The sequence below is a fragment of the Agrobacterium sp. NPDC090283 genome (assembly GCF_044769685.1).
In the GTDB taxonomy this organism is placed as follows: Bacteria; Pseudomonadota; Alphaproteobacteria; order Rhizobiales; family Rhizobiaceae; genus Agrobacterium.
Map to the genome: position 1 here is coordinate 298,500 of NZ_JBIVYG010000004.1, position 20,561 is coordinate 319,060.

A 20,561-nucleotide genomic window follows, 5' to 3' on the forward strand; every position below is an offset into this window, starting at 1 on the left:
AAGGCCTGGCAACATGAAGATATTTTCGCCGATCCGGCTGGTGCTCGCTGTCGCGGCCCTCATGTCGGTTTTCTCCGCACCGGCTTTTGCGCGGGTGGAAATCAACATCAACAAGGGCAATGTCGAGCCGCTGCCCATCGCCATCACCGACTTCATGTCGAGCGACGGCATTGGCGCGCAGGTTTCCGCGGTCATTGCCGCCGACCTGCAGCGTTCCGGTCTTTTCGCGCCGGTCAACAAGAACGCCTTCATCGAAAAGATCAGCAATCCGGATCAGCAGCCGCGTTTCGAAGACTGGAAGGTCATCAACGCTCAGGCGCTCGTGACCGGCCGTGTCACGCGTGAAAGCGATGGCCGCCTGCGCGCCGAATTCCGTCTTTGGGATACGTTCGCCAATCAGCAGATGACCGGCCAGCAATTCTTTACCCAGCCGGAAAACTGGCGCCGTGTGGCCCATATCATCGCGGACGCCATTTATGAGCGTATTACCGGTGAAAAGGGCTATTTCGACACCCGCGTCGTTTTCGTCTCCGAAAGCGGCCCGAAGACAGCCCGCAAGCGTCAGCTGTCGATCATGGATCAGGACGGTTTCAACGTCCGCAACCTCACCAACTCGAACGACATCGTTCTGACGCCGCGTTTCTCGCCCAACCGTCAGGAAGTCACCTACATGTCCTTCGAAGGCCAGCAGCCGCGCGTTTACCTGCTGCAGCTGGAAACCGGACAGCGTGAAGTCGTCGGTAACTTCCCCGGCATGACCTTCTCGCCGCGCTTCTCGCCGGATGGTCAGAAGGTCATCATGAGCCTTCAGCAGGATGGCAACGCCAATATCTACACCATGGACCTGCGCTCGCGCACCACGACACGCCTGACGAATACGGCGGCGATCGATACCGCGCCTTCCTATTCGCCGGACGGACAGCGCGTCGCCTTTGAAAGCGACCGAGGCGGCCGCCAGCAGATCTATGTGATGAATGCCGATGGTTCCGGCCAGCAGCGCGTTTCCTTCGGCGATGGTTCCTATTCCACGCCGGTCTGGTCGCCGCGCGGCGATCTGATCGCCTTCACCAAGCAGTCGGGTGGCAAGTTCTCGATCGGCGTGATGAAGACCGACGGTTCGGGCGAGCGCATCCTGACCAGCGGTTTCCACAATGAAGGCCCGACCTGGGCGCCGAACGGCCGCGTGCTGATGTTCTTCCGTCAGAACGCCGGTGCGGGCGGTCCGCAGCTCTATTCGATCGACCTGACGGGCTATAACGAACAGCTCATCAAGACGCCGACATTTGCTTCGGATCCGGCATGGTCGCCGCTTCTGGACTGATATGGACTGCCATGGCGGCGCCGGCATGAACCGGCGCCGTTGTGTTTTACTTGATACCATGGGGAAGTGCGCCTCTTTCTTGCCGCAAAGTGTTGTGAGGGAGCAAAAAAGTGGGACATTTCCTTTCTGTTAACCATAAGCGTTTGCCGGCTATTAACCGCGATCCGTTAGTGTCCGGCAACGTTATTGAAATCCTAAGGAGAGACCGGCGATGAGCCGTACACACATTTCGGCACTCAGCCCCATGCAGAAACTGGCCCGTAACCCGGCTGTCATCGCCATGACGCTCGCGCTTGCTCTTGCAGGCTGCGCGAACAAGAAGAACATGCCGAACAGCGCCGGTGAACTCGGCCTCGGTGGCGCGGGCTCCGCAACGCCGGGCTCCCAGCAGGACTTCACGGTCAATGTCGGCGACCGCATCTTCTTTGACACCGACTCCACCTCGATCCGCGCCGACGCCCAGCAGACCCTGCAGCGCCAGGCCCAGTGGCTGGCCCGTTACCCGAACTACGCCATCACCGTCGAAGGCCATGCCGACGAACGCGGTACGCGTGAATACAACCTGGCTCTCGGCGCCCGTCGTGCGGCTGCAACCCGTGACTTCCTGGCTTCCCAGGGCGTGCCGGCAAACCGCATGAAGACGATCTCCTACGGCAAGGAAAAGCCGGTCGCGGTTTGCGACGACATTTCCTGCTGGTCGCAGAACCGCCGCGCCGTGACGGTTCTCGGTGGCGCGGGCATGTGATTGCCTGACGTTATTGTGAACGTGAATGAGAGGCGGTCTTCGGGCCGCCTTTTGTTTTTTTCATAGTTTGGCCGAAGTTAAGTTGCTTTTTCGGTTGATATGGAAAAAATCCGGCTTGCGCCATTCCGGTGCAAATCAGTTAAGGCAGGACGAATGAGATGAAGAAACTTGTCGTGGCGGGAATGCTGGGGCTTGCAGCCTGCACCGGCTTGAGCGGCATCGCCGTTTCGGGTCCGCTGTTCGGTGCGGGGGGTAGCTTCGGCACGATCAACTCTCAGCAGCCCCCGATTGTACGGGTTCAGGCCAATGAAGCCTATAAGGTTCAGCAGCTTGAAGAGCAGATCCGGCAGCTCAACGGCCGTATCGAAGAAATGAGCTTCCAGCTTCTGCAGATGCAGGAAACGATCCGCAAGGCGCAGGAAGACAACGAGTTCCGCTTCCAGGAACTGGAAAGCGGCGGTGGCAAGGGTGCAAGCCCGACCGCTGCACCGAAAAAGAAGGCGGAAGCCAGTCCGGTCAATCCGGTCACGCCGCCGACCGACGACGTTGCAACGATCATCGAAACGCCACCCGAGGGTGGCGCTTCCGTTTCTCCGCCTGCGTCCTCCAGCGCCCCGACGGGCGCGCCGGGAGAAACGACGCTTGGCTCCATCGAGCTTGATTCCAAGGGCATGCCGGTTGGCGGCACGCTGAACCAGGGCGCCAACAATTCCTCCGGCAACCTTCCGGGCGTCACCACCGGTAACGGCACCCGCAAGACCGATCCGGTCAATACGGCGGCTCTGACCAGCGAAGGCGATATCTATCAGGCCGCTTATGGCCATGTGCTTTCCGGGGACTACAAACTGGCGGAACAGGGTTTCCAGCAGTATTTGCAGGGTTATCCCAAGGGCACGAAGGCCGCGGATGCGAGCTTCTGGCTGGGCGAGGCGCAATATTCCCAGGGCAAGTTCAATGAGGCCGCAAAGACCTTCCTGAACGGCCATCAGGCTTATGGCAAATCTCCGAAGGCGCCGGAAATGCTGATGAAGCTCGGCATGTCGCTTGCTGCTCTCGACAATACCGAAACAGCCTGCGCCACGCTGCGCGAGGTGCCGAAGCGTTATCCCAATGCTTCGAAGACCGTGCTGAGCAAGGTTGCGAGCGAACAGAAACGGCTGAGCTGCTGATTTTCCCCTGCGATGGCGGGTATTTCCATGCCGGTTGATGCCCGCATTCTGAACGAAAAGATTGTTGCGCCGCTTGAAGCGGCGAGGTCTTTTGTCAAAAATCTCCACGCACCCGCCCATATCCTAGTCGCAATCTCCGGAGGCAGTGATTCCACCGGTCTGTTGCTGGCATTGCATGAGGCAATGGCGGAGATGGATCGGGATGGCTTGCGCCTTTCCGCCGTCACGGTCGACCATGCGCTGAGAGCGGAATCCGCCGATGAGGCGCGCAAGGTGGCGATGCTTTGCGCTGAACTTGGCATCCCACACGTCACCCGCCGATGGGACGGCGCCAAACCGGCCTCCGGCCTCTCCGAAGCCTCCCGGCTTGCCCGCTACAGTCTGATTGCCGAAGTCGCCCGCGAGACCGGCGCTGATCTTGTCGTGACGGGACATACCGTCGGCGACCAGCGCGAAACCGTGGCGATGCGTGCCGCCCGCAGCGGCGGCTCTGACAATCTCGGTCTCTCCGGCATGGCGGATGCGGTCTTATACGATAGCCGCCACTGGGTCATGCGGCCGTTCCTGATGTGTGAGAGGCAGGCGATCCGCGACTATGTGTCTTCCCGCTCGCGCGGTTGGTTTGACGATCCGAGCAATGAGAACATCCGATATGAGAGGGTGCGTATACGGCAGGCGCTTCCCGTTTCCCCCGCGCGGGTCGATGCAGAAACCTCTCTCAAAAGACAGGCGCTTTCCGAAACAACGGCCGCTTTCCTGCGCGATCATACGCGGGTCTTCCATGCCGCTCTTGCCAGATTGGCCGGCGATGGCGTCACATCCGATCGTCCCGAGTTCCGGCATGGGCTGGCGGCGCTGATCGCCACCCTTGGCGGAAGGGCATATTTTCCGGGGGCAAGCAGCATGGAGCGCGTTTTGCGGTTTCTCAAAACGGCTGAAAGCGGGCGACTGACGGTCGGTCGCGTCCTGCTCGATCGCCGGCGGGACGGGCTTTATATGTTTCGCGAGCAGCGAAACCTGCCGGAGCTTCATATTGGCGCAAATGACCAAGGACTGTGGGACGATCGTTTCCTGGTGAAGAACGGATCGGCTTTTCCACTCCATGCCGAAGCGCGCGGGGCTGGCGATGCTGCGGAAGCGGCCGCGCTTTTTCCGTCAGTACCGGCCGGGGTGGCGAAACAGGCGATGGCGGGTCTGCCGCAAATTGCCGCAGCGGCGGATGGGCCGGTTTTGCTGAAGGAGGCCGTCACCGTTACGCCGAGGCTCGCACCTTTCGATCTTTTCCTGCCGCGTTTCGACCTTGAGTTGGCGAATGCAATCGCCAATTTATTCGGACGGGCGGCCTATCCACAGCCCCCGGTTTAAATCCGGCCTCGTTTTCGTGAATTGCCATGGAATAGTTTTTACACCAAAACGCATCAGATAATGCGCTTTGCCTTGGCAACGGCATATGTCGTCCTTATGTTAGGGGCACGTAAGAGCGGGCAGCAGATATGCCCGTGTGAGTTCGGGGAGTTCGATGAACCCAAATTTCAGAAATTTCGCCTTGTGGGCCGTGATTGCCCTCTTGCTGATCGCATTGTTCAGCATGTTCCAGACGTCGCCGACGCAAACGGGTTCGCGGGAAATCCCGTATTCCCAGTTTCTTCGCGATGTGGATTCCGGGCGAGTTCGCGACGTGACCGTCACCGGTAACCGGGTTCTCGGAACCTATACCGAAAACGGCACGGCCTTTCAGACCTATTCCCCCGTTATCGACGACAGCCTGATGGAGCGCTTGCAGAGCAAGAACGTCACCATCGTGGCGCGTCCCGAAAGCGACGGTTCCTCAGGCTTCCTGAGCTATCTCGGCACGCTTCTGCCGATGTTCCTCATCCTTGGCGTCTGGCTGTTCTTCATGCGGCAGATGCAGGGCGGCTCGCGTGGTGCGATGGGCTTTGGCAAATCCAAGGCCAAGCTTCTGACGGAAGCCCATGGCCGCGTGACGTTTGATGACGTTGCAGGCGTGGACGAGGCCAAGCAGGATCTCGAGGAAATCGTGGAATTCCTGCGCGATCCGCAGAAATTCCAGCGCCTCGGCGGTAAAATTCCGCGCGGCGTGCTGCTCGTCGGTCCGCCCGGCACGGGTAAAACCCTTCTGGCGCGCTCCGTCGCCGGTGAAGCCAATGTGCCGTTCTTCACCATTTCCGGTTCGGATTTCGTGGAAATGTTCGTCGGCGTCGGCGCAAGCCGCGTGCGTGACATGTTCGAGCAGGCCAAGAAGAATGCGCCCTGCATCATCTTCATCGACGAAATCGACGCCGTCGGCCGCCATCGTGGCGCCGGTCTCGGCGGCGGTAACGATGAACGCGAACAGACGCTGAACCAGCTGCTGGTCGAGATGGACGGTTTCGAGGCGAATGAAGGCATCATCCTCATTGCCGCCACCAACCGTCCGGATGTTCTCGACCCCGCACTTCTGCGTCCCGGCCGTTTCGACCGTCAGGTCGTTGTGCCGAACCCTGATATTGTCGGCCGCGAGCGTATCCTCAAGGTGCATATCCGCAACGTGCCGCTGGCGCCGAATGTCGACCTCAAGGTTCTGGCCCGCGGCACACCCGGTTTTTCGGGCGCGGATCTGATGAACCTCGTTAACGAAGCAGCCCTGATGGCCGCCCGCCGCAACAAGCGGGTGGTCACCATGCAAGAATTCGAAGACGCCAAGGACAAGATCATGATGGGTGCGGAACGCCGCTCCTCCGCCATGACCGAGGCCGAAAAGAAGTTGACTGCCTATCATGAGGCCGGCCATGCCATCACCGCGCTGAAGGTTGCCGTGGCCGATCCGTTGCACAAGGCGACGATCATCCCGCGCGGCCGTGCGCTCGGCATGGTCATGCAGCTGCCGGAAGGCGACCGCTATTCCATGAGCTACAAGTGGATGGTGTCGCGTCTCGTCATCATGATGGGTGGCCGCGTTGCCGAAGAACTGACCTTCGGCAAGGAAAACATCACCTCCGGCGCGTCCTCGGATATCGAGCAGGCCACCAAGCTAGCCCGTGCCATGGTCACGCAATGGGGCTTCTCCGATGCGCTCGGTCAGGTCTCCTATGGTGAAAACCAGCAGGAAGTTTTCCTCGGCCATTCCGTCTCGCAGTCGAAGAATGTGTCCGAAGCGACGGCCCAGACGATCGACACCGAAGTTCGCCGCCTGATCGATGAGGCTTATGCCGAGGCTCGCCGCATCCTGACGGAAAACCACGATGGTTTCGTTGCGATTGCAGAGGGTCTGCTTGAATACGAAACCCTGACGGGCGACGAGATCAAGGCCCTGCTGAAGGGCGAAAAGCCCGCCCGCGATCTGGGCGACGATTCTCCGGGCAGCCGTGGTTCTGCGGTTCCGAAGGCAGGCACCAAGAAGGACGGCCCGAGCGAAGCGAAGGGCGATGGCGAGGCGGAAGGCGGCATGGAGCCGCAGCCGCACTGATCGCCCGCACAAGCTGAAAATTGTAAAAGGCCATCCGGTTCTCCGGATGGCCTTTTCATTTTGGTAACAAGATATAAGCCATTTTTGCGCTAATTTACGTGCTGTTTATCGTTGTTTGTGGCATCTAGCCAAAAACGCTTCCGGCTGTTTTCAGCTTTTGCCGGAATGCCCGAGAGATTTGGAGTTCAAATGGCACGCCGTTATTTCGGAACCGATGGTATCCGCGGACAATCGAACGTCTTTCCCATGACGCCTGATCTGGCGATGCGTGTGGGCATTGCGGTCGGGACGATCTTCCGCCGTGGCCATCATCGCCATCGTGTGGTGATCGGCAAGGATACGCGCCTTTCGGGCTACATGCTGGAGAACGCGCTGGTCGCCGGTTTCACCGCGGCCGGCCTCGATGTCTTCCTGCTCGGCCCCATTCCGACGCCCGCCGTCGCCATGTTGACCCGCTCGCTGCGCGCCGATATCGGCGTGATGATCTCGGCCTCGCACAATCCCTTCTCCGACAATGGCATCAAGCTTTTCGGACCGGATGGTTACAAGCTCTCCGACGAGCTGGAACTGGAGATTGAGGATCTTCTCGACAAGGATATCTATGCGCAGCTTGCCAAGCCGAGCGAGATCGGTCGCGCCAAGCGCGTGGATGGCGACATCTACCGTTATATCGAGTTCGTCAAACGCACCCTGCCGCGCGATGTGACGCTGAGCGGATTGCGGATCGCCATCGATTGCGCCAATGGCGCTGCCTACAAGGTGGCTCCCGCGGCGCTCTGGGAACTCGGTGCGGAAGTCGTCACCATCGGCAATGAGCCGAACGGCATCAATATCAACCTCGAATGCGGCTCCACCCACCCGGAAGCGCTGCAGAAGAAGGTGCATGAAGTGCGGGCCGATATCGGCATCGCGCTCGATGGCGATGCGGACCGCGTCATCATCGTCGACGAGCGCGGCGAGATCGTTGATGGCGACCAGCTGATGGCCGTCATCGCCGATAGCTGGGCCGCTGACAACACGCTGCGCGGCGGCGGCATCGTGGCGACCGTCATGTCCAATCTCGGCCTGGAACGTTTCCTCGGTGACAAGGGCCTTACCCTTGCCCGCACCAAGGTCGGCGACCGTTATGTCGTCGAGCATATGCGCAATCACAATTTCAATGTCGGCGGAGAGCAGTCCGGCCATATCGTGCTGTCGGATTACGGCACGACGGGCGATGGCCTTGTTGCGGCCTTGCAGGTTCTCGCCAAGGTCAAGCGCTCCGGTCTTACGGTCAGCGAAGTCTGCCGCAAGTTCGAGCCGGTGCCGCAGCTTTTGAAGAACGTCCGTATCTCCGGTGGCAAGCCGCTGGAAAATCCCGTCGTGCAGCAGGCGATCGCGGATGCGGAAAGTGCCCTGGCCAATAATGGCCGCCTTGTCATTCGCCCTTCGGGTACGGAGCCGCTGATCCGCGTCATGGCGGAGGGCGACGATAGCGCGAAGGTGGAGCAGATCGTCAACGATCTCGTCGGTGTTATTGCCAATGCCCGCTCGGCCGCATAAGCCGCAGCGTTAGTAATGCCTTAAAGAAGCCGGCTGTCCAGCCGGCTTTTTCTTTGAGTATTTCCTAATAAATATAGTGAATGATCGTGGTTAATCGGGACTTAACCATTTTACGTCAATCTCCATCACTGAACAGTTCACTGGCATCTGCTGCCGAAACCGCACGTGCCTCTTCTGGAGTGGAAGTCATGAAAAACGCCCTGGCCGGATTTCTGGCCGTCCTGCTGACCGGTACCAGCGCTATCGCTGCCGATCTTTATCAAGCCGAGCCCGCACCCGCCTATGTTGAGGCCCCCGAAGTCGCGATCACCCAGGCAAGCGGCTGGTATCTGCGCGGCGATGTCGGTTATTCCTTCAACAAGCTGCGCGGCGCCCATTATTATCAGGGTGGTCCGGGTGGTTATCTCGCGGATTTCGAAACCGCGAAGATCAAGGACAGCTATGTCATCGGTGCCGGTGTCGGTTATCAGTTCAACAACTATTTCCGTAGCGACGTGACCTTCGACTACATGGGCAAGTCGGATTTCCGTGGCTCGACGGTGGGTGGTTGCGGTTCGGTCAGCGGTCCCTGCGTTTCAACGGATCTCAGCTCGCTGCGTGCCTATACGCTGATGGCGAACGCCTATGTTGATCTTGGCACCTATGGCCGTGTCACACCTTATGTTGGTGGTGGTATCGGCGGCTCCTATGTCAAGTGGGACAAGCTGCGCAATACCTCGTGCAGCACCAATGGCCTTGGCTGCGACCCGACCACCGAACATGGCGGCAAGGGCAAGTGGCGCTTCGCCTACGCTCTGATGGCCGGCGCATCCATCGATGTCACCTGTAACCTGAAGGCCGATATCGGCTATCGTTTCCGCCACATCAATAAGGGCGACATGTTCGCTTATGAGAATGGCGGCGGTCCGGGCCGTGACAAGGGTCTCTATTCGCACGAAGTGCGCGTCGGTGGCCGTTATGTCTTCAACGGCTGCGATACCGCACAATATATGCCGCCCGCCGATATTCCGCTGCAGCCTGCCGTTTATAAATAAACGTCACGCCTAGCTGGTAGTTTCAAACCGTCCGCATCCTCCGGGTGCGGGCGGTTTTGTTTTACCGGCACCTGACGCGGCGCATGACGCATATGGACCAAAATTCTTCTGCGTAGCGACATATTCCGCTTGACTGGGATCGGCGACAGGAATAGCAACGGCGTCAGGACACCTCTCCCTAACGAGAGGCGCCTATCTGAAAGGGTAGTTAAATGACAGATATAGTGAAGCCGGACGTCCGTCCGGGCAATACGCATTTTTCCTCTGGTCCCTGCTCGAAGCGTCCCGGTTGGTCGCTAGATGCTCTCTCCGATGCGCCGCTCGGTCGCTCGCATCGCGCCAAGGTTGGCAAAGCCAAGCTGAAGCAGGCCATTGATCTCACCCGTGAAATTCTGAACGTTCCCGCCGATTATCGTATCGGTATCGTTCCCGCATCCGACACCGGCGCCGTTGAAATGGCGCTCTGGTCGCTGCTCGGCGAACGCGGCGTCGATATGCTCGCCTGGGAAAGCTTCGGTGCCGGCTGGGTCACCGACGTCGTCAAGCAGCTGAAGCTGAAGGACGTCCGTAAGTTCGAGGCCGATTACGGTCTGCTGCCGAACCTTGCCGAAGTCGATTTCGACCGCGACGTGGTTTTCACCTGGAACGGCACGACTTCTGGCGTTCGCGTTCCCAATGCCGATTTCATCCCTGCCGACCGCAAGGGCCTGACCATCTGCGACGCCACCTCGGCGGCCTTCGCACAGGAGATGGACTTTACGAAGCTCGACGTCGTCACCTTCTCCTGGCAGAAGGTTCTGGGCGGTGAGGGCGGCCATGGCGTCATCATCCTGTCGCCGCGCGCCGTTGAGCGTCTCTTGAGCTACGCACCGGCATGGCCGCTGCCGAAAATCTTCCGCATGGTCTCCGGCGGTAAGCTGATCGAAGGTATCTTCACCGGCGAAACCATCAACACGCCGTCCATGCTCTGCGTTGAAGATTATATCGACGCGCTGCTGTGGGCCAAAAATCTTGGTGGCCTCAAGGCGCTGATCGGCCGTGCCGATGCCAATGCCAAGGTCATCTACGACTTCATCGAGAAGAACAGCTGGATCGCCAATCTGGCCGTCAAGCCGGAAACCCGCTCCAACACCTCCGTCTGCCTGAAGATCGTCGATCCCGAAGTTCAGGCGCTGGACGCGGCTGCACAGGCCGATTTCGCCAAGGGTGTCGTCGCCCTGCTCGAAAAGGAAAATGTCGCCCTCGATATCGGCGCTTACCGTGACGCACCGTCCGGCCTGCGCATTTGGGCCGGCGCCACCATTGAGACGGCCGATATGGAAGCCGTCATGCCCTGGCTCGCCTGGGCCTACCAGACGCAGAAGGCAGCACTTTCCAAGGCTGCCGCCTGATTTTGATACCGGCCCTGCGCTGATGCAGGGCCGCGCATTCTCCATTCGCACATCTCAATCGTTTCCTCCAAGGAGCCCGTGAACCATGGCACCTCGCGTACTCGTATCCGACGAACTGTCGGAAACCGCCGTCCAGATCTTCCGCGATCGTGGCGTCGAAGTCGATTTCCAGCCGAAGCTCGGCAAGGACAAGGACAAGCTTGCCGAAATCATCGGCAATTACGATGGTCTGGCCATCCGTTCCGCCACCAAGGCGACCGAAAAGCTGATCGAGGCCGCGACCAACCTCAAGGTCATCGGCCGCGCCGGCATCGGCGTCGACAATGTCGATATTCCGGCTGCCTCGCGCCGCGGTATCATCGTCATGAACACGCCGTTCGGCAACTCCATCACCACTGCCGAACACGCCATCGCGCTGATGTTCGCCGTCGCGCGCCAGCTTCCGGCCGCCGACAGCTCCACGCAGGCCGGCAAGTGGGAAAAGTCGAAATTCATGGGTGTCGAAATCACCGGCAAGACGCTCGGCGTCATCGGCGCCGGCAACATCGGCTCCATCGTCTGCTCGCGTGCGCTCGGTCTCAAGATGCATGTTCTGGCCTATGACCCCTTCCTGTCTCCCGAGCGTGCGCAGGAAATGGGCGTGACCAAGGTTGAGCTGGACGAGTTGCTGGCCCAGGCCGATTTCATCACCCTGCACGTGCCGATGACCGACAAGACCCGCGGCATTCTCAACGCTGAAAACCTTGCAAAGACCAAGAAGGGCGTGCGTATCGTCAACTGCGCCCGTGGCGGTCTGGTGGATGAGGCAGCCCTTGCCGAAGCCATCAAGTCCGGCCATGTCGCCGGCGCTGGTTTCGACGTGTTTGAAGTCGAGCCCGCCACCGAAAGCCCGCTTTTCGGCCTGCCTAACGTCGTCTGCACGCCGCATCTCGGTGCTTCGACCACGGAAGCGCAGGAGAACGTTGCCCTGCAGGTTGCCGAGCAGATGTCGGATTACCTCGTCAAGGGTGCCGTTTCCAACGCCATCAACATGCCGTCGATCACCGCGGAAGAAGCGCCGCGCCTGAAGCCTTTCATTCGTCTCGCGGATGTTCTCGGCTCCTTCGTCGGTCAGGTGCAGGAAAGCGCCACCAAGGAAATCGAAATTCTCTATGATGGCGCAACCGCCAACATGAACACCAAGGCGCTGACCAGCGCGTTGCTGGCCGGTCTCATCCGCAGTCAGGTTGCTGACGTGAACATGGTTTCCGCACCGGTCATGATCAAGGAAAAGGGCATCATCCTTTCCGAAGTCAAGCGCGACAAGACCGGCGTTTATGACGGTTACATCAAGCTGACGGTCAAGACGGAAAACCAGATCCGCTCGGTTGCCGGCACGGTGTTCTCGGATGGCAAGCCGCGCTTCATCCAGATCAAGAACATCAACATGGATGCCGATGTCGGATCGCACATGATCTACATCACCAATACCGACGTTCCCGGCATGATCGGCTTCATGGGCACCACGCTCGGCGAGGCTGGCGTCAACATCGCCAACTTCCAGCTCGGCCGTGAAAAGGAAGGCGGCGACGCCATCGCGCTGCTTTATGTCGATGGCCCGGTTTCCGAAACCGTGCTCGACAAGCTGCGCGCCAACCCGGCGATCCGTCAGGTCAAGCCGCTGACGTTTAACGTCGACTGATCTTATCGTTCCTCCCAAGGGGACAATAAGGCCCGGTGCAGGGGAAACCCTGTGCCGGGTTTTTTGGTTTTCCGGCCGCCAGATTGGTAACGTAACAAGCCGGTATCGCGCTTTGGTTGCATATCACAAAAAATTTAAGCCGGGTGCTCTAAAAATGATGATCATGAGTTGCTATATCGCCTGCTGACATGCCGCTCATGGGAGGGCGGCCAACAGGAGATAGTGATGTTTGCTGCCTTTCGGCGCTTCAAGGGTTTGTTCGCAGTCGCCGCGCTGGGTATCGCGGTGTCTTTCGTGGCGGTTGATATGGCAGAGGCGCGCCGCGCGAGCGGCGGTTTCGGCAGCCGCGGCACGCGGACCTATTCCGCTCCGCCTTCGACCAGCACGGCGCCCGGCCAGACCGCGCCGATCAACCGCAGCATGACGCCCAACACCAACCCGGCAACGCCCAATGCTGCTCAGCCGGCCCGTCCCGGCGCGCAGGCACCACAGCAAAATCGTGGCCTGTTTGGCGGCATGATGGGTGGTTTGATGGGCGGCCTGTTGATGGGCGGTCTGTTCGGCATGCTTCTGGGCGGCGGCTTTGGCGGCATGGCCGGTTTCTTCGGCATGCTGCTGCAGGTGGCGCTGATCGGCTTGCTGGTCATGCTTGCCATGCGTTTCTTCGCTTCGCGCCGTCAGGGCCAGCCCGCTTATGGCTCGGCCAGCGGATCGCAGCGCACGGATCATTCCGGTTCCTCCTATAATGGCGGTTCGCAGGCGGGTTCTGCCGCATCCTCGTTCAAGATTCCGAAGATCGGCGCACTTGCCGGTGCTGCGGGTGGTGCGGCGGCCGCTTCTGCCGCAGCGGCAAAGCCGACGCCCCATGCCAATGCCATGTCGGAAGGCGATGAAATCGGCATCACCCAGGGCGACCTCGAAACCTTCCAGAAAATGCTGGAAGACGTGCAGGCTGCTTATGCCGCCGAGGATTACGGTACATTGCGCAAGCTGACAACGCCGGAAGCCATGTCCTATCTGGCCGAGGAACTGAGCGACAACGCAACCAGCGGCGTGAAAAACGACGTGCGCGATGTGACGCTGCTGCAGGGCGACGTCGCTGAAGCATGGCACGAAGAGGGCCAGGATTATGCAACGGTCGCCATGCGTTACTCCGCCATCGACGTGATGCGCGACCGCACCTCCGGCAAGGTGATCGAGGGTGACGAACAGCATCCGTCCGAAGCGGTGGAAATGTGGACCTTCGTCCGCCGCCCCGGCAACGACAACTGGCAGGTCGCCGCCATCCAGGCCGCTGCCTGACGAATCGGATCGACTTTAACAGATAAAGGCCCGGCGGTTTTGTTACCGCCGGGCCTTTGTTCGTCTCGCTGCGTGAAGCATGGTCACGCCGACGCTCGATCGGCCAAAGGCGTGGCGAGGTGCTCCAAAAAAACGACTGATAAATCTAACGGGTGATATCTCCGCCGGTCATTGGTGGTGAATTCGGCTTCGCCTTGCTATGCAAGGCTTTGAGCCCTGTTTGTCGCGGCATGTTGCCCGCGCATGGCTCGTCCGCTTCACGGAATTGCCTTTTTTTATTCATCCGGCATTCAGTCCCTAGGTCCTAACCAGAATGCATACACGTCAATGTGACTTTTCGCGCCGGTTCTAAACCGCTTTGGAAAGGGAACCTCAGCCGCAAAACGGCGTTGACAATCCAATCCCCGGCCCCTCCCAGGCCGGGCTGGGTGGCCGGGCAATGCAGGCCCTGCGAGAACGGAGAGCTATCGAGATGAAACGCTTTGACCTGATCGACGGGATGCGTGGTTACTTCCTCGTCTTCATGCTGATCAACCATCTGGTGTTTGCCGGCGGCTTCTGGCTGGTGGAAATCAATCACCGGCAGTTTGCCTTTGTCGAGGACGCGCAGGGCTTCGTGTTCCTGTCCGGCCTGCTGATCGGCATGGTCTATGCGCGCAAGATGATGAAATACGGCTATGATGCCGGCAAGCAGATGATCTGGAACCGGGCGATGGAGCTCTATCGTTATGCGATGGGCCTCGTCATCGCTGTGCTGTTCTTCCGCATGATCATCCCGCACGCCCCCTATATCTGGTACAACTGGCTCGGCATGACGACCTTCGATGATCCGTTGCGTCTGGCGGCGATTGCCACCTTCCTGTTCCAGCCGACCTTCATGGATATTCTGCCGCAATATATCGTCTACATGATCTTCGCGCCCGTTCTGGTGAAGCTTTGCCTCGACGGCAAGTGGGCCTATGTCATGGCGGGCTCCCTGCTGGTCTGGATGGCGGGTCAGCTCGGCTTGCAGCAAATCGTGACGACGCCGCTCAACGAACTCGTCAAGGGTGCGGACGAACAGGGTATCCGCGTCAGCTTCAACCTGCTCGGCTGGCAGCTCGTCTTCTATTCGGCGCTGGTCATGGGCGCGATGACGGCGCAGAACCGCATTCCATGGAAGGCGATCTTCTCGCCTGAGCATACGTGGCTGCCGAAGGCCGCGCTTGTCATCTGCCTGTTCTTCATGCCGCTGCGCATCGCCACGGCCTGGGGCCTGATGCCGGAATTCATGATGGGTAAATTTTCCACGATGGAAATCCGCGCCGATTTCGGCCCGGTCTACCTCATCAACTTCCTCGCTGTTGGTGTCGGCCTCACCTGGCTGGTGATTGCGGGTCCCCATCACCATCGCCCGCTCGTGCGCTGCATCGCCGAAGGCGTCATCTGGGTGCTGTCGCTGAAATTCCTGCAATTGCTCGGCCGCCATTCGCTGCAGGTCTATGTCTGGCACGTCGCGATCGTGTATGGCGTCTATTATCTGGATGGCCGCACGGCGGAACTGTCGCAGCTTAACAAGACGCTGATCGCCTTCACGGCCATCGGATTGCTGGCCTTGCCGGCCCTGTGGCGAGAACGCGACAGGTGGTTCGGCAGCAGTGGCCAGAAGACGGCCGGCGCTTAACGGCCTGTCACGACCCGAATTTGATGGCTTTACGGGGCGGTTTTCCGCCCCGTACTTGCGTGCGCGGCCATTCCTTTCTATATGCAGCCCTTAAATCCGCAGGATGACGAGCAGACGGCCCGATCGATGGCCAAGGGTTCTCGTGGCGGATGACCGACAGGCGGCGGGGCCTTTACCCCCGTTATGACTGACGATGGGAAAAAACGTGAATACGCTCGATTTTGACAAGAGGCCGGAAGATACCCGGATCGTTGTCGCCATGTCCGGTGGCGTCGATTCTTCTGTTGTGGCCGGTATCCTCAAGCGCGAGGGCTATGATGTCCTCGGCATCACCTTGCAGCTCTACGACCATGGCGCTGCCGTGCACCGCGCCGGATCCTGTTGCGCGGGACAGGATATTGACGATGCGCGCCGGGTCTGCGAGACGCTCGGCATTCCCCACTATGTGCTGGACTACGAAGCGCGGTTCCGCGAAACCGTCATCAATCCCTTTGCCGAAGCCTATGCGATGGGCGAGACGCCGATCCCCTGCGTGGCCTGCAACCAGACGGTAAAATTCGCCGATCTGCTGGCGACTGCACAGGAACTTGGAGCGGATGCGCTGGCGACCGGCCATTATATCCGCTCGCGTCCCAATCCCGTTTCCGGCCAGCCGGGGCGGCGGGCGCTCTATCGGCCGATCGACAGCGACCGTGACCAGAGCTGGTTCCTGTTTGCCACGACGCAGGAGCAGATCGATTATCTGCGCTTTCCGCTCGGTGGCCTCTCCAAGGCTGAAACGCGGGCGCTGGCGGAAGATATGGGGCTTGTGGTGGCCAAGAAGGCCGACAGCCAGGACATCTGTTTCGTGCCGCAGGGCAAATATACCGATATCATCAACAAGCTGAAGCCGAATGCGGCGTTGGCGGGCGATATCGTCCATCTCGACGGGCGCGTGCTCGGCCGCCACGATGGCATCGTGCATTATACGATCGGCCAGCGCCGTGGCATTGGTGTCGCGACGGGCGAGCCGCTCTACGTCGTGCATCTCGATGCGCGGGGCCGCCGGGTGATCGTTGGCCCGCGTGAAGCGCTGGAAACCCGCCGCGTCTATCTGCGTGACATGAACTGGCTGGGCGACGGCGAGTTGACGGATGATGCGGGGCAGGGCTTTGCCTGCTTTGCAAAGGTGCGCTCCACCCGCCCGCCGACCGAAGCGGTGCTGCATGCCGATGAAAACGGCATCTATGTGGACCTGATGACGGGGGAGGCGGGTGTCGCCCCCGGTCAAGCCTGCGTGCTCTATTCCGCGCCGGGCGCGGATGCCCGCGTTTATGGCGGCGGTTTCATCGAACGGTCGGAACGCTCGGCGGAAGCCGAGGCGTCGCTCAAGGCGCTTCTGGAAAAGCCGGTTGCCGCCTGAAACCATTCGCTTTTTGCAGCGATGTGGAAAGCGAATTTTTTGCGCATCTTGCGCTTGACACTTTGGGGAGCGGCACCTTATAAGCCGCTCATCCTGATGGAGCGGCCGGTCACATGACTGTCACGTTTCCCCTGTGGCGGGGTAGCTCAGGTGGTTAGAGCAGCGGAATCATAATCCGCGTGTCGGGGGTTCAAGTCCCTCTCCCGCTACCACTTTCCTTCCTATGAAAAATCAAATCCGCACCGTTTTGCGACGGGTTTCGTTGTTTCTCCAAGTCTGAGAAACGATGGATCAGATGACGTTTGCCGGTAAGTGTCGCCCAAAAAAAGGGAAACCCGCCTACTGCCAAAATGCAGCCAGCGGGTCTCAACCTCTACCCCCTCCCACAAGGGCGGCTGCACAAAAGCACATCAAATGAATTATGGCAAGATCAAGGCGACCATATTGTTGCTGTTGATGGCCCTGTTCTCCAGTTTATCGGCGGATGGCAGAGCGTGACCGGTTCCGTATACCGTTCGTAAGGGGAGCGGTAGGAGACGATATTTTCACTGCAGCGCGTTTCCGCGGGATTTGAATGGATGTTTTCGATCCGCCGCGGTTGATGATGTGTTTTGTACGGCGAAACCCGTTCCTCACGATAAACCGTCATATCTGCGGCAAGCGATGTGCCCGATATCGACAAGGTGGCGAATGCGGCAATCAAGAGAATTCTTCTGGGATATGCGGACATGGCTCTTCCCCGCGTTGAACAACGCAGGAGAACGTGTTGCGCACATAAGCTGTTCCAGGGGTGCCGGTAAAAAAATGCCCGCTCATGGCGGGCAATCAGAGGGGAACTGAGGTTAGGAGCCTCGGGTCTGAAACGGATATCTTCCGCATAGGTTCCGCCTGGGGGATAATTTCCGTCGCGCTTTGCCGACAGGGGTGCTGAGAAGGCCAAGTGTCAAGCCGCATGACACGGAACGAGGCGACGCGCGAAGGGATGAACACTTTGATGAATGTTCTATCTTTTGGAAATTTGGAGCGGGCGAAGGGATTTGAACCCTCGACCCCAACCTTGGCAAGGTTGTGCTCTACCCCTGAGCTACACCCGCTCAAATCCACCGGTCCGGGGTAGTTCGCTGAACCGTGGGCCGCCAAGTGGCGACGGGCGCTATATCGCTCAATCGATTTTGGAATGCAACAGGGAAATGACAAAAACACGAAAATTTCTTTGAGAAATGCGACAAGCGGCGGAAATGATTGAGAATTTTTCCTCCCGCTGGTTTTTCCTGCGTTGCCAAGCGTCAGTTGCCCCCTTAATCAGGAAACAAGGATAGTGGAATCGGCAGAGGCAGGCGGCAGGATATGGCGGAAAATTCCCGGAAGACGGCAACGGAGCTGTTCGAGTTTCTCGACGGGCTCGGCATTTCCCACACCACAAAGCAGCACGAGCCGGTGTTTACCGTCGCCGAGTCTCAGTCACTGCGCGACCTCATTCCCGGCGGCCATACAAAGAACCTCTTTGTGAAGGACAAGAAGGATCAGTATTTCGTTCTGACCGTTGAGGAAAATGCGGTCGTCGATCTGAAGAGCGTTCACAAGACCATCGGTGCGGCAAGCCGCGTGTCCTTTGGCAGACCGGAAAAAATGCTCGAATATCTCGGCGTCGTGCCGGGCTCTGTGACGGTGTTCGGAGCCATCAACGACACCGACAGGCAGGTCACCTTCGTGCTCGACAGCGGGCTTCTGGAAAACGAGCTGGTCAATGGCCATCCGCTTTCCAACGACCAGACAACGACGATCGCGTCCAAGGATCTCGTTCGCTTTCTTGAGGCAACCGGACATGCGCCGCTTGTCTTGAAAGTCAGCGAGTGAGATACGATCTTTGCTTCAAATAAGACATGTGACAGAGGTTACGGGAGACCGGCATGAGCGGCACGAATAATCCTTACGGCGGTTCCTATAGCGGGCAGATGACCGCAAGCGCCCATCATAATGGTGAGCTGAACGGTGCGGCCTCCGGCCACATCAAGGACACCACGACGGCGGGTTTCTCTAAGGACGTCCTTGAGGAATCGCGCCGCCAGCCGGTTCTGGTGGATTTCTGGGCGCCCTGGTGCGGCCCGTGCAAGCAGCTGACGCCGGTGCTCGAGAAGGTCATCAACGAGGCGAATGGCCGCGTGAAGCTCGTGAAGCTGAATATTGACGACCATCCGTCGATTCCCGGCCAGCTCGGTATCCAGTCCATTCCGGCCATCGTCGCCTTTGCCGACGGCCGGCCGGTGGATGGCTTCATGGGTGCGGTGCCGGAAAGCCAGATCAAGCAGTTCATCGAGAAGATCGCCGGGCCTGACGCGGGCGATCCCAAGGCCGAGATCGAGGCCGTTCTGACGGAGGCGAAGCAGCTTCTGGCGGATGGCGATTTTAACGGTGCCGCGCAGCTTTTCGGTGCCGTCATGCAGGCCGATCCGGAAAATCCCGCAGCGATTGCCGGTATCGCCGAATGCATGATCGCGGCCGGCCAATATGAGCGGGCAAGCGAACTGCTCTCTTCGCTGCCTGCGGAACTTACCGAAGATGCGGGCATTCAGCTCGTTTCGAAAAAGATCGCGCAATATGAGGAAGCTCGCAAGATCGGCGACCCGGTGGCGCTGGAACGCGAGCTGGCGCTCGATCCCGATCGTCACGAGGCGCGGGTGAAGCTTGCCAAGGTGCTGAATGCTCAAGGCCGGCGCGATGAGGCCGCCGATCATCTGCTCTACGTCATGCGCAAGGACCGGACCTTCGATGACGACGGCGCGCGCCGCCAGCTTCTGGAGTTTTTCGAGGCCTGGGGCTTCAAGGATCCGGCAACGGTTGCCGGCCGCAGAAAGCTTTCGGCGATACTGTTTTCGTAATGCGGGCATATCCCGGCCGTGGCGGTTGAACCGCCGGCCGGGCAGCAATGAACAGGGGGCTTGAATCCCATGCATGTCGGAAATGCGAGATATGTGAAGAACGACGACCTGCCGGAAACCGTGCCGGTATTTCCCCTACCAGGCGCCCTGCTGTTGCCGGAAGGCCATCTTCCGCTCAATATTTTCGAGCCGCGATATCTCGCGATGATCGACACGGCACTGGCGGGCCATCGGCTTATCGGTATGGTGCAGCCGGCCCTTCACGTCATCGAGGCAAGCCTTGAAGGCGGGCCACTGAGCGCAGTCGGATGCCTCGGCCGCATCACATCCTTTTCAGAAACCGGTGATGGCCGTTATATCATTTCGCTCACCGGTGTGTGCCGTTTCCGCCTGCTGGAAGAGGTGGAGGCGGGCAAACCCTATCGCAGCTTCCGGCATGCGCCCTTCATCGCCGATCTTTCCGGCGAATATGACGAAGAGGCCGTTGACCGCGAAAATCTGCTCCGAGTGTTCCGCTCGTTTCTTGACGCGAACCAGCTGGAAGCAGATTGGGAAAGCGTGGAAAGGGCGGGCAATCGTGTTCTCGTCAATTCGCTTTCCATGATGTCTCCCTTCGGACCGGCTGAGAAACAGGCGCTGCTGGAAGCGCCTGATCTGAAGACGCGGGCCGAGACATTGATCGCCATTACCGAGATCGTTCTTGCCCAGGGATCGGGCGAGGGCGGCAACGTGTTGCAATAGGATCGCCACCCATGGACGACAGGATGAGCAATGTCGATCCCAAGCTCCTGGAGCTTCTGGTCTGCCCTTTGACGAAGGGGCGTCTTTCCTACGATCGCGCCCGCAATGAACTCATCTCCGAAAGCGCGAGGCTCGCTTATCCGATCCGCGACGGCGTGCCGATCATGCTGATCTCGGAAGCGCGCAAAATAGAAGACTAACCTTCCCGCTTACCCGCCTTCCCGC

General features: G+C 59.5%; 17 protein-coding genes and 2 tRNA genes. 17 read left to right on the forward strand and 2 right to left on the reverse strand.

The annotated features are described in order from the left end of the window. Positions 1-13 precede the first annotated feature (13 nt). The 13 genes from tolB to ACIQUH_RS08825 all read left to right on the forward strand — a co-directional run bounded on the left by tolB (position 14) and on the right by ACIQUH_RS08825 (position 16,928). On the forward strand, positions 14-1,321 hold the full coding sequence (tolB, locus tag ACIQUH_RS08765) for a Tol-Pal system beta propeller repeat protein TolB (protein ID WP_400813768.1): 1,308 nt from the start codon (positions 14-16) through the stop codon (positions 1,319-1,321). Between the two features lie 211 nt (positions 1,322-1,532). After that, on the forward strand, positions 1,533-2,066 hold the full coding sequence (gene pal / locus ACIQUH_RS08770) for a peptidoglycan-associated lipoprotein Pal (protein ID WP_003506243.1): 534 nt from the start codon (positions 1,533-1,535) through the stop codon (positions 2,064-2,066). A 158-nt stretch (positions 2,067-2,224) separates the two neighbouring features. Next, the gene (gene ybgF, locus ACIQUH_RS08775) at positions 2,225-3,235 is read left to right on the forward strand and encodes a tol-pal system protein YbgF (protein WP_400813773.1); all 1,011 of its coding nucleotides are present in this window, start codon (positions 2,225-2,227) and stop codon (positions 3,233-3,235) included. Positions 3,236-3,262: 27 nt separating this feature from the next. Continuing rightward, positions 3,263-4,600 carry a tRNA lysidine(34) synthetase TilS gene (tilS, locus tag ACIQUH_RS08780; RefSeq protein ID WP_400813776.1) on the forward strand — a complete coding sequence of 446 codons (1,338 nt, stop codon included), beginning with the start codon at positions 3,263-3,265 and terminating at the stop codon, positions 4,598-4,600. Between the two features lie 154 nt (positions 4,601-4,754). Then, the gene (ftsH, locus tag ACIQUH_RS08785) at positions 4,755-6,701 is read left to right on the forward strand and encodes an ATP-dependent zinc metalloprotease FtsH (protein WP_400813778.1); all 1,947 of its coding nucleotides are present in this window, start codon (positions 4,755-4,757) and stop codon (positions 6,699-6,701) included. Positions 6,702-6,890: 189 nt separating this feature from the next. Further along, on the forward strand, positions 6,891-8,243 hold the full coding sequence (glmM, locus tag ACIQUH_RS08790; protein WP_003523248.1) for a phosphoglucosamine mutase: 1,353 nt from the start codon (positions 6,891-6,893) through the stop codon (positions 8,241-8,243). Positions 8,244-8,431: 188 nt separating this feature from the next. After that, complete coding sequence (locus tag ACIQUH_RS08795; protein ID WP_400813782.1) at positions 8,432-9,277, forward strand: outer membrane protein; 846 nt, start codon at positions 8,432-8,434, stop codon at positions 9,275-9,277. 212 nt (positions 9,278-9,489) lie between these two features. Further along, complete coding sequence (locus ACIQUH_RS08800; protein WP_400813784.1) at positions 9,490-10,668, forward strand: phosphoserine transaminase; 1,179 nt, start codon at positions 9,490-9,492, stop codon at positions 10,666-10,668. Between the two features lie 85 nt (positions 10,669-10,753). Continuing rightward, positions 10,754-12,349, forward strand: a complete 1,596-nt coding sequence (gene serA / locus ACIQUH_RS08805; RefSeq protein ID WP_269346694.1) for a phosphoglycerate dehydrogenase — start codon at positions 10,754-10,756, stop codon at positions 12,347-12,349. A 225-nt stretch (positions 12,350-12,574) separates the two neighbouring features. Further along, a complete protein-coding gene (locus ACIQUH_RS08810) occupies positions 12,575-13,651 on the forward strand; it encodes a Tim44 domain-containing protein (protein ID WP_400813788.1) in 1,077 nt (358 codons plus the stop codon). A gap of 472 nt (positions 13,652-14,123) precedes the next feature. After that, positions 14,124-15,314, forward strand: a complete 1,191-nt coding sequence (locus ACIQUH_RS08815) for an OpgC family protein (RefSeq protein WP_400813790.1) — start codon at positions 14,124-14,126, stop codon at positions 15,312-15,314. Between the two features lie 205 nt (positions 15,315-15,519). Continuing rightward, positions 15,520-16,716, forward strand: a complete 1,197-nt coding sequence (gene mnmA, locus ACIQUH_RS08820; protein WP_400813793.1) for a tRNA 2-thiouridine(34) synthase MnmA — start codon at positions 15,520-15,522, stop codon at positions 16,714-16,716. Between the two features lie 135 nt (positions 16,717-16,851). After that, positions 16,852-16,928: transfer RNA gene (locus ACIQUH_RS08825), tRNA-Met, on the forward strand. A gap of 218 nt (positions 16,929-17,146) precedes the next feature. On the opposite strand, the gene ACIQUH_RS08830 is transcribed toward ACIQUH_RS08825, so the two are convergent. Next, positions 17,147-17,446 (reverse strand): hypothetical protein, encoded by a 300-nt coding sequence (locus tag ACIQUH_RS08830; protein WP_400813797.1) that lies wholly within the window; start codon positions 17,444-17,446, stop codon positions 17,147-17,149. A 289-nt stretch (positions 17,447-17,735) separates the two neighbouring features. After that, positions 17,736-17,810: transfer RNA gene (locus tag ACIQUH_RS08835), tRNA-Gly, on the reverse strand. A gap of 253 nt (positions 17,811-18,063) precedes the next feature. On the opposite strand from ACIQUH_RS08835, the gene ACIQUH_RS08840 reads away from it, so the two are divergent. From ACIQUH_RS08840 to ACIQUH_RS08855, 4 genes are all read left to right on the forward strand, one after another. Beyond that, positions 18,064-18,573, forward strand: a complete 510-nt coding sequence (locus ACIQUH_RS08840) for a prolyl-tRNA synthetase associated domain-containing protein (protein WP_400813799.1) — start codon at positions 18,064-18,066, stop codon at positions 18,571-18,573. A gap of 53 nt (positions 18,574-18,626) precedes the next feature. Beyond that, on the forward strand, positions 18,627-19,595 hold the full coding sequence (gene trxA / locus ACIQUH_RS08845; protein WP_400813802.1) for a thioredoxin: 969 nt from the start codon (positions 18,627-18,629) through the stop codon (positions 19,593-19,595). Between the two features lie 69 nt (positions 19,596-19,664). Then, the gene (locus ACIQUH_RS08850) at positions 19,665-20,336 is read left to right on the forward strand and encodes an LON peptidase substrate-binding domain-containing protein (RefSeq protein WP_400813805.1); all 672 of its coding nucleotides are present in this window, start codon (positions 19,665-19,667) and stop codon (positions 20,334-20,336) included. An 11-nt stretch (positions 20,337-20,347) separates the two neighbouring features. Next, positions 20,348-20,536, forward strand: a complete 189-nt coding sequence (locus ACIQUH_RS08855) for a Trm112 family protein (RefSeq protein WP_003497541.1) — start codon at positions 20,348-20,350, stop codon at positions 20,534-20,536. Positions 20,537-20,561: the final 25 nt, after the last annotated feature.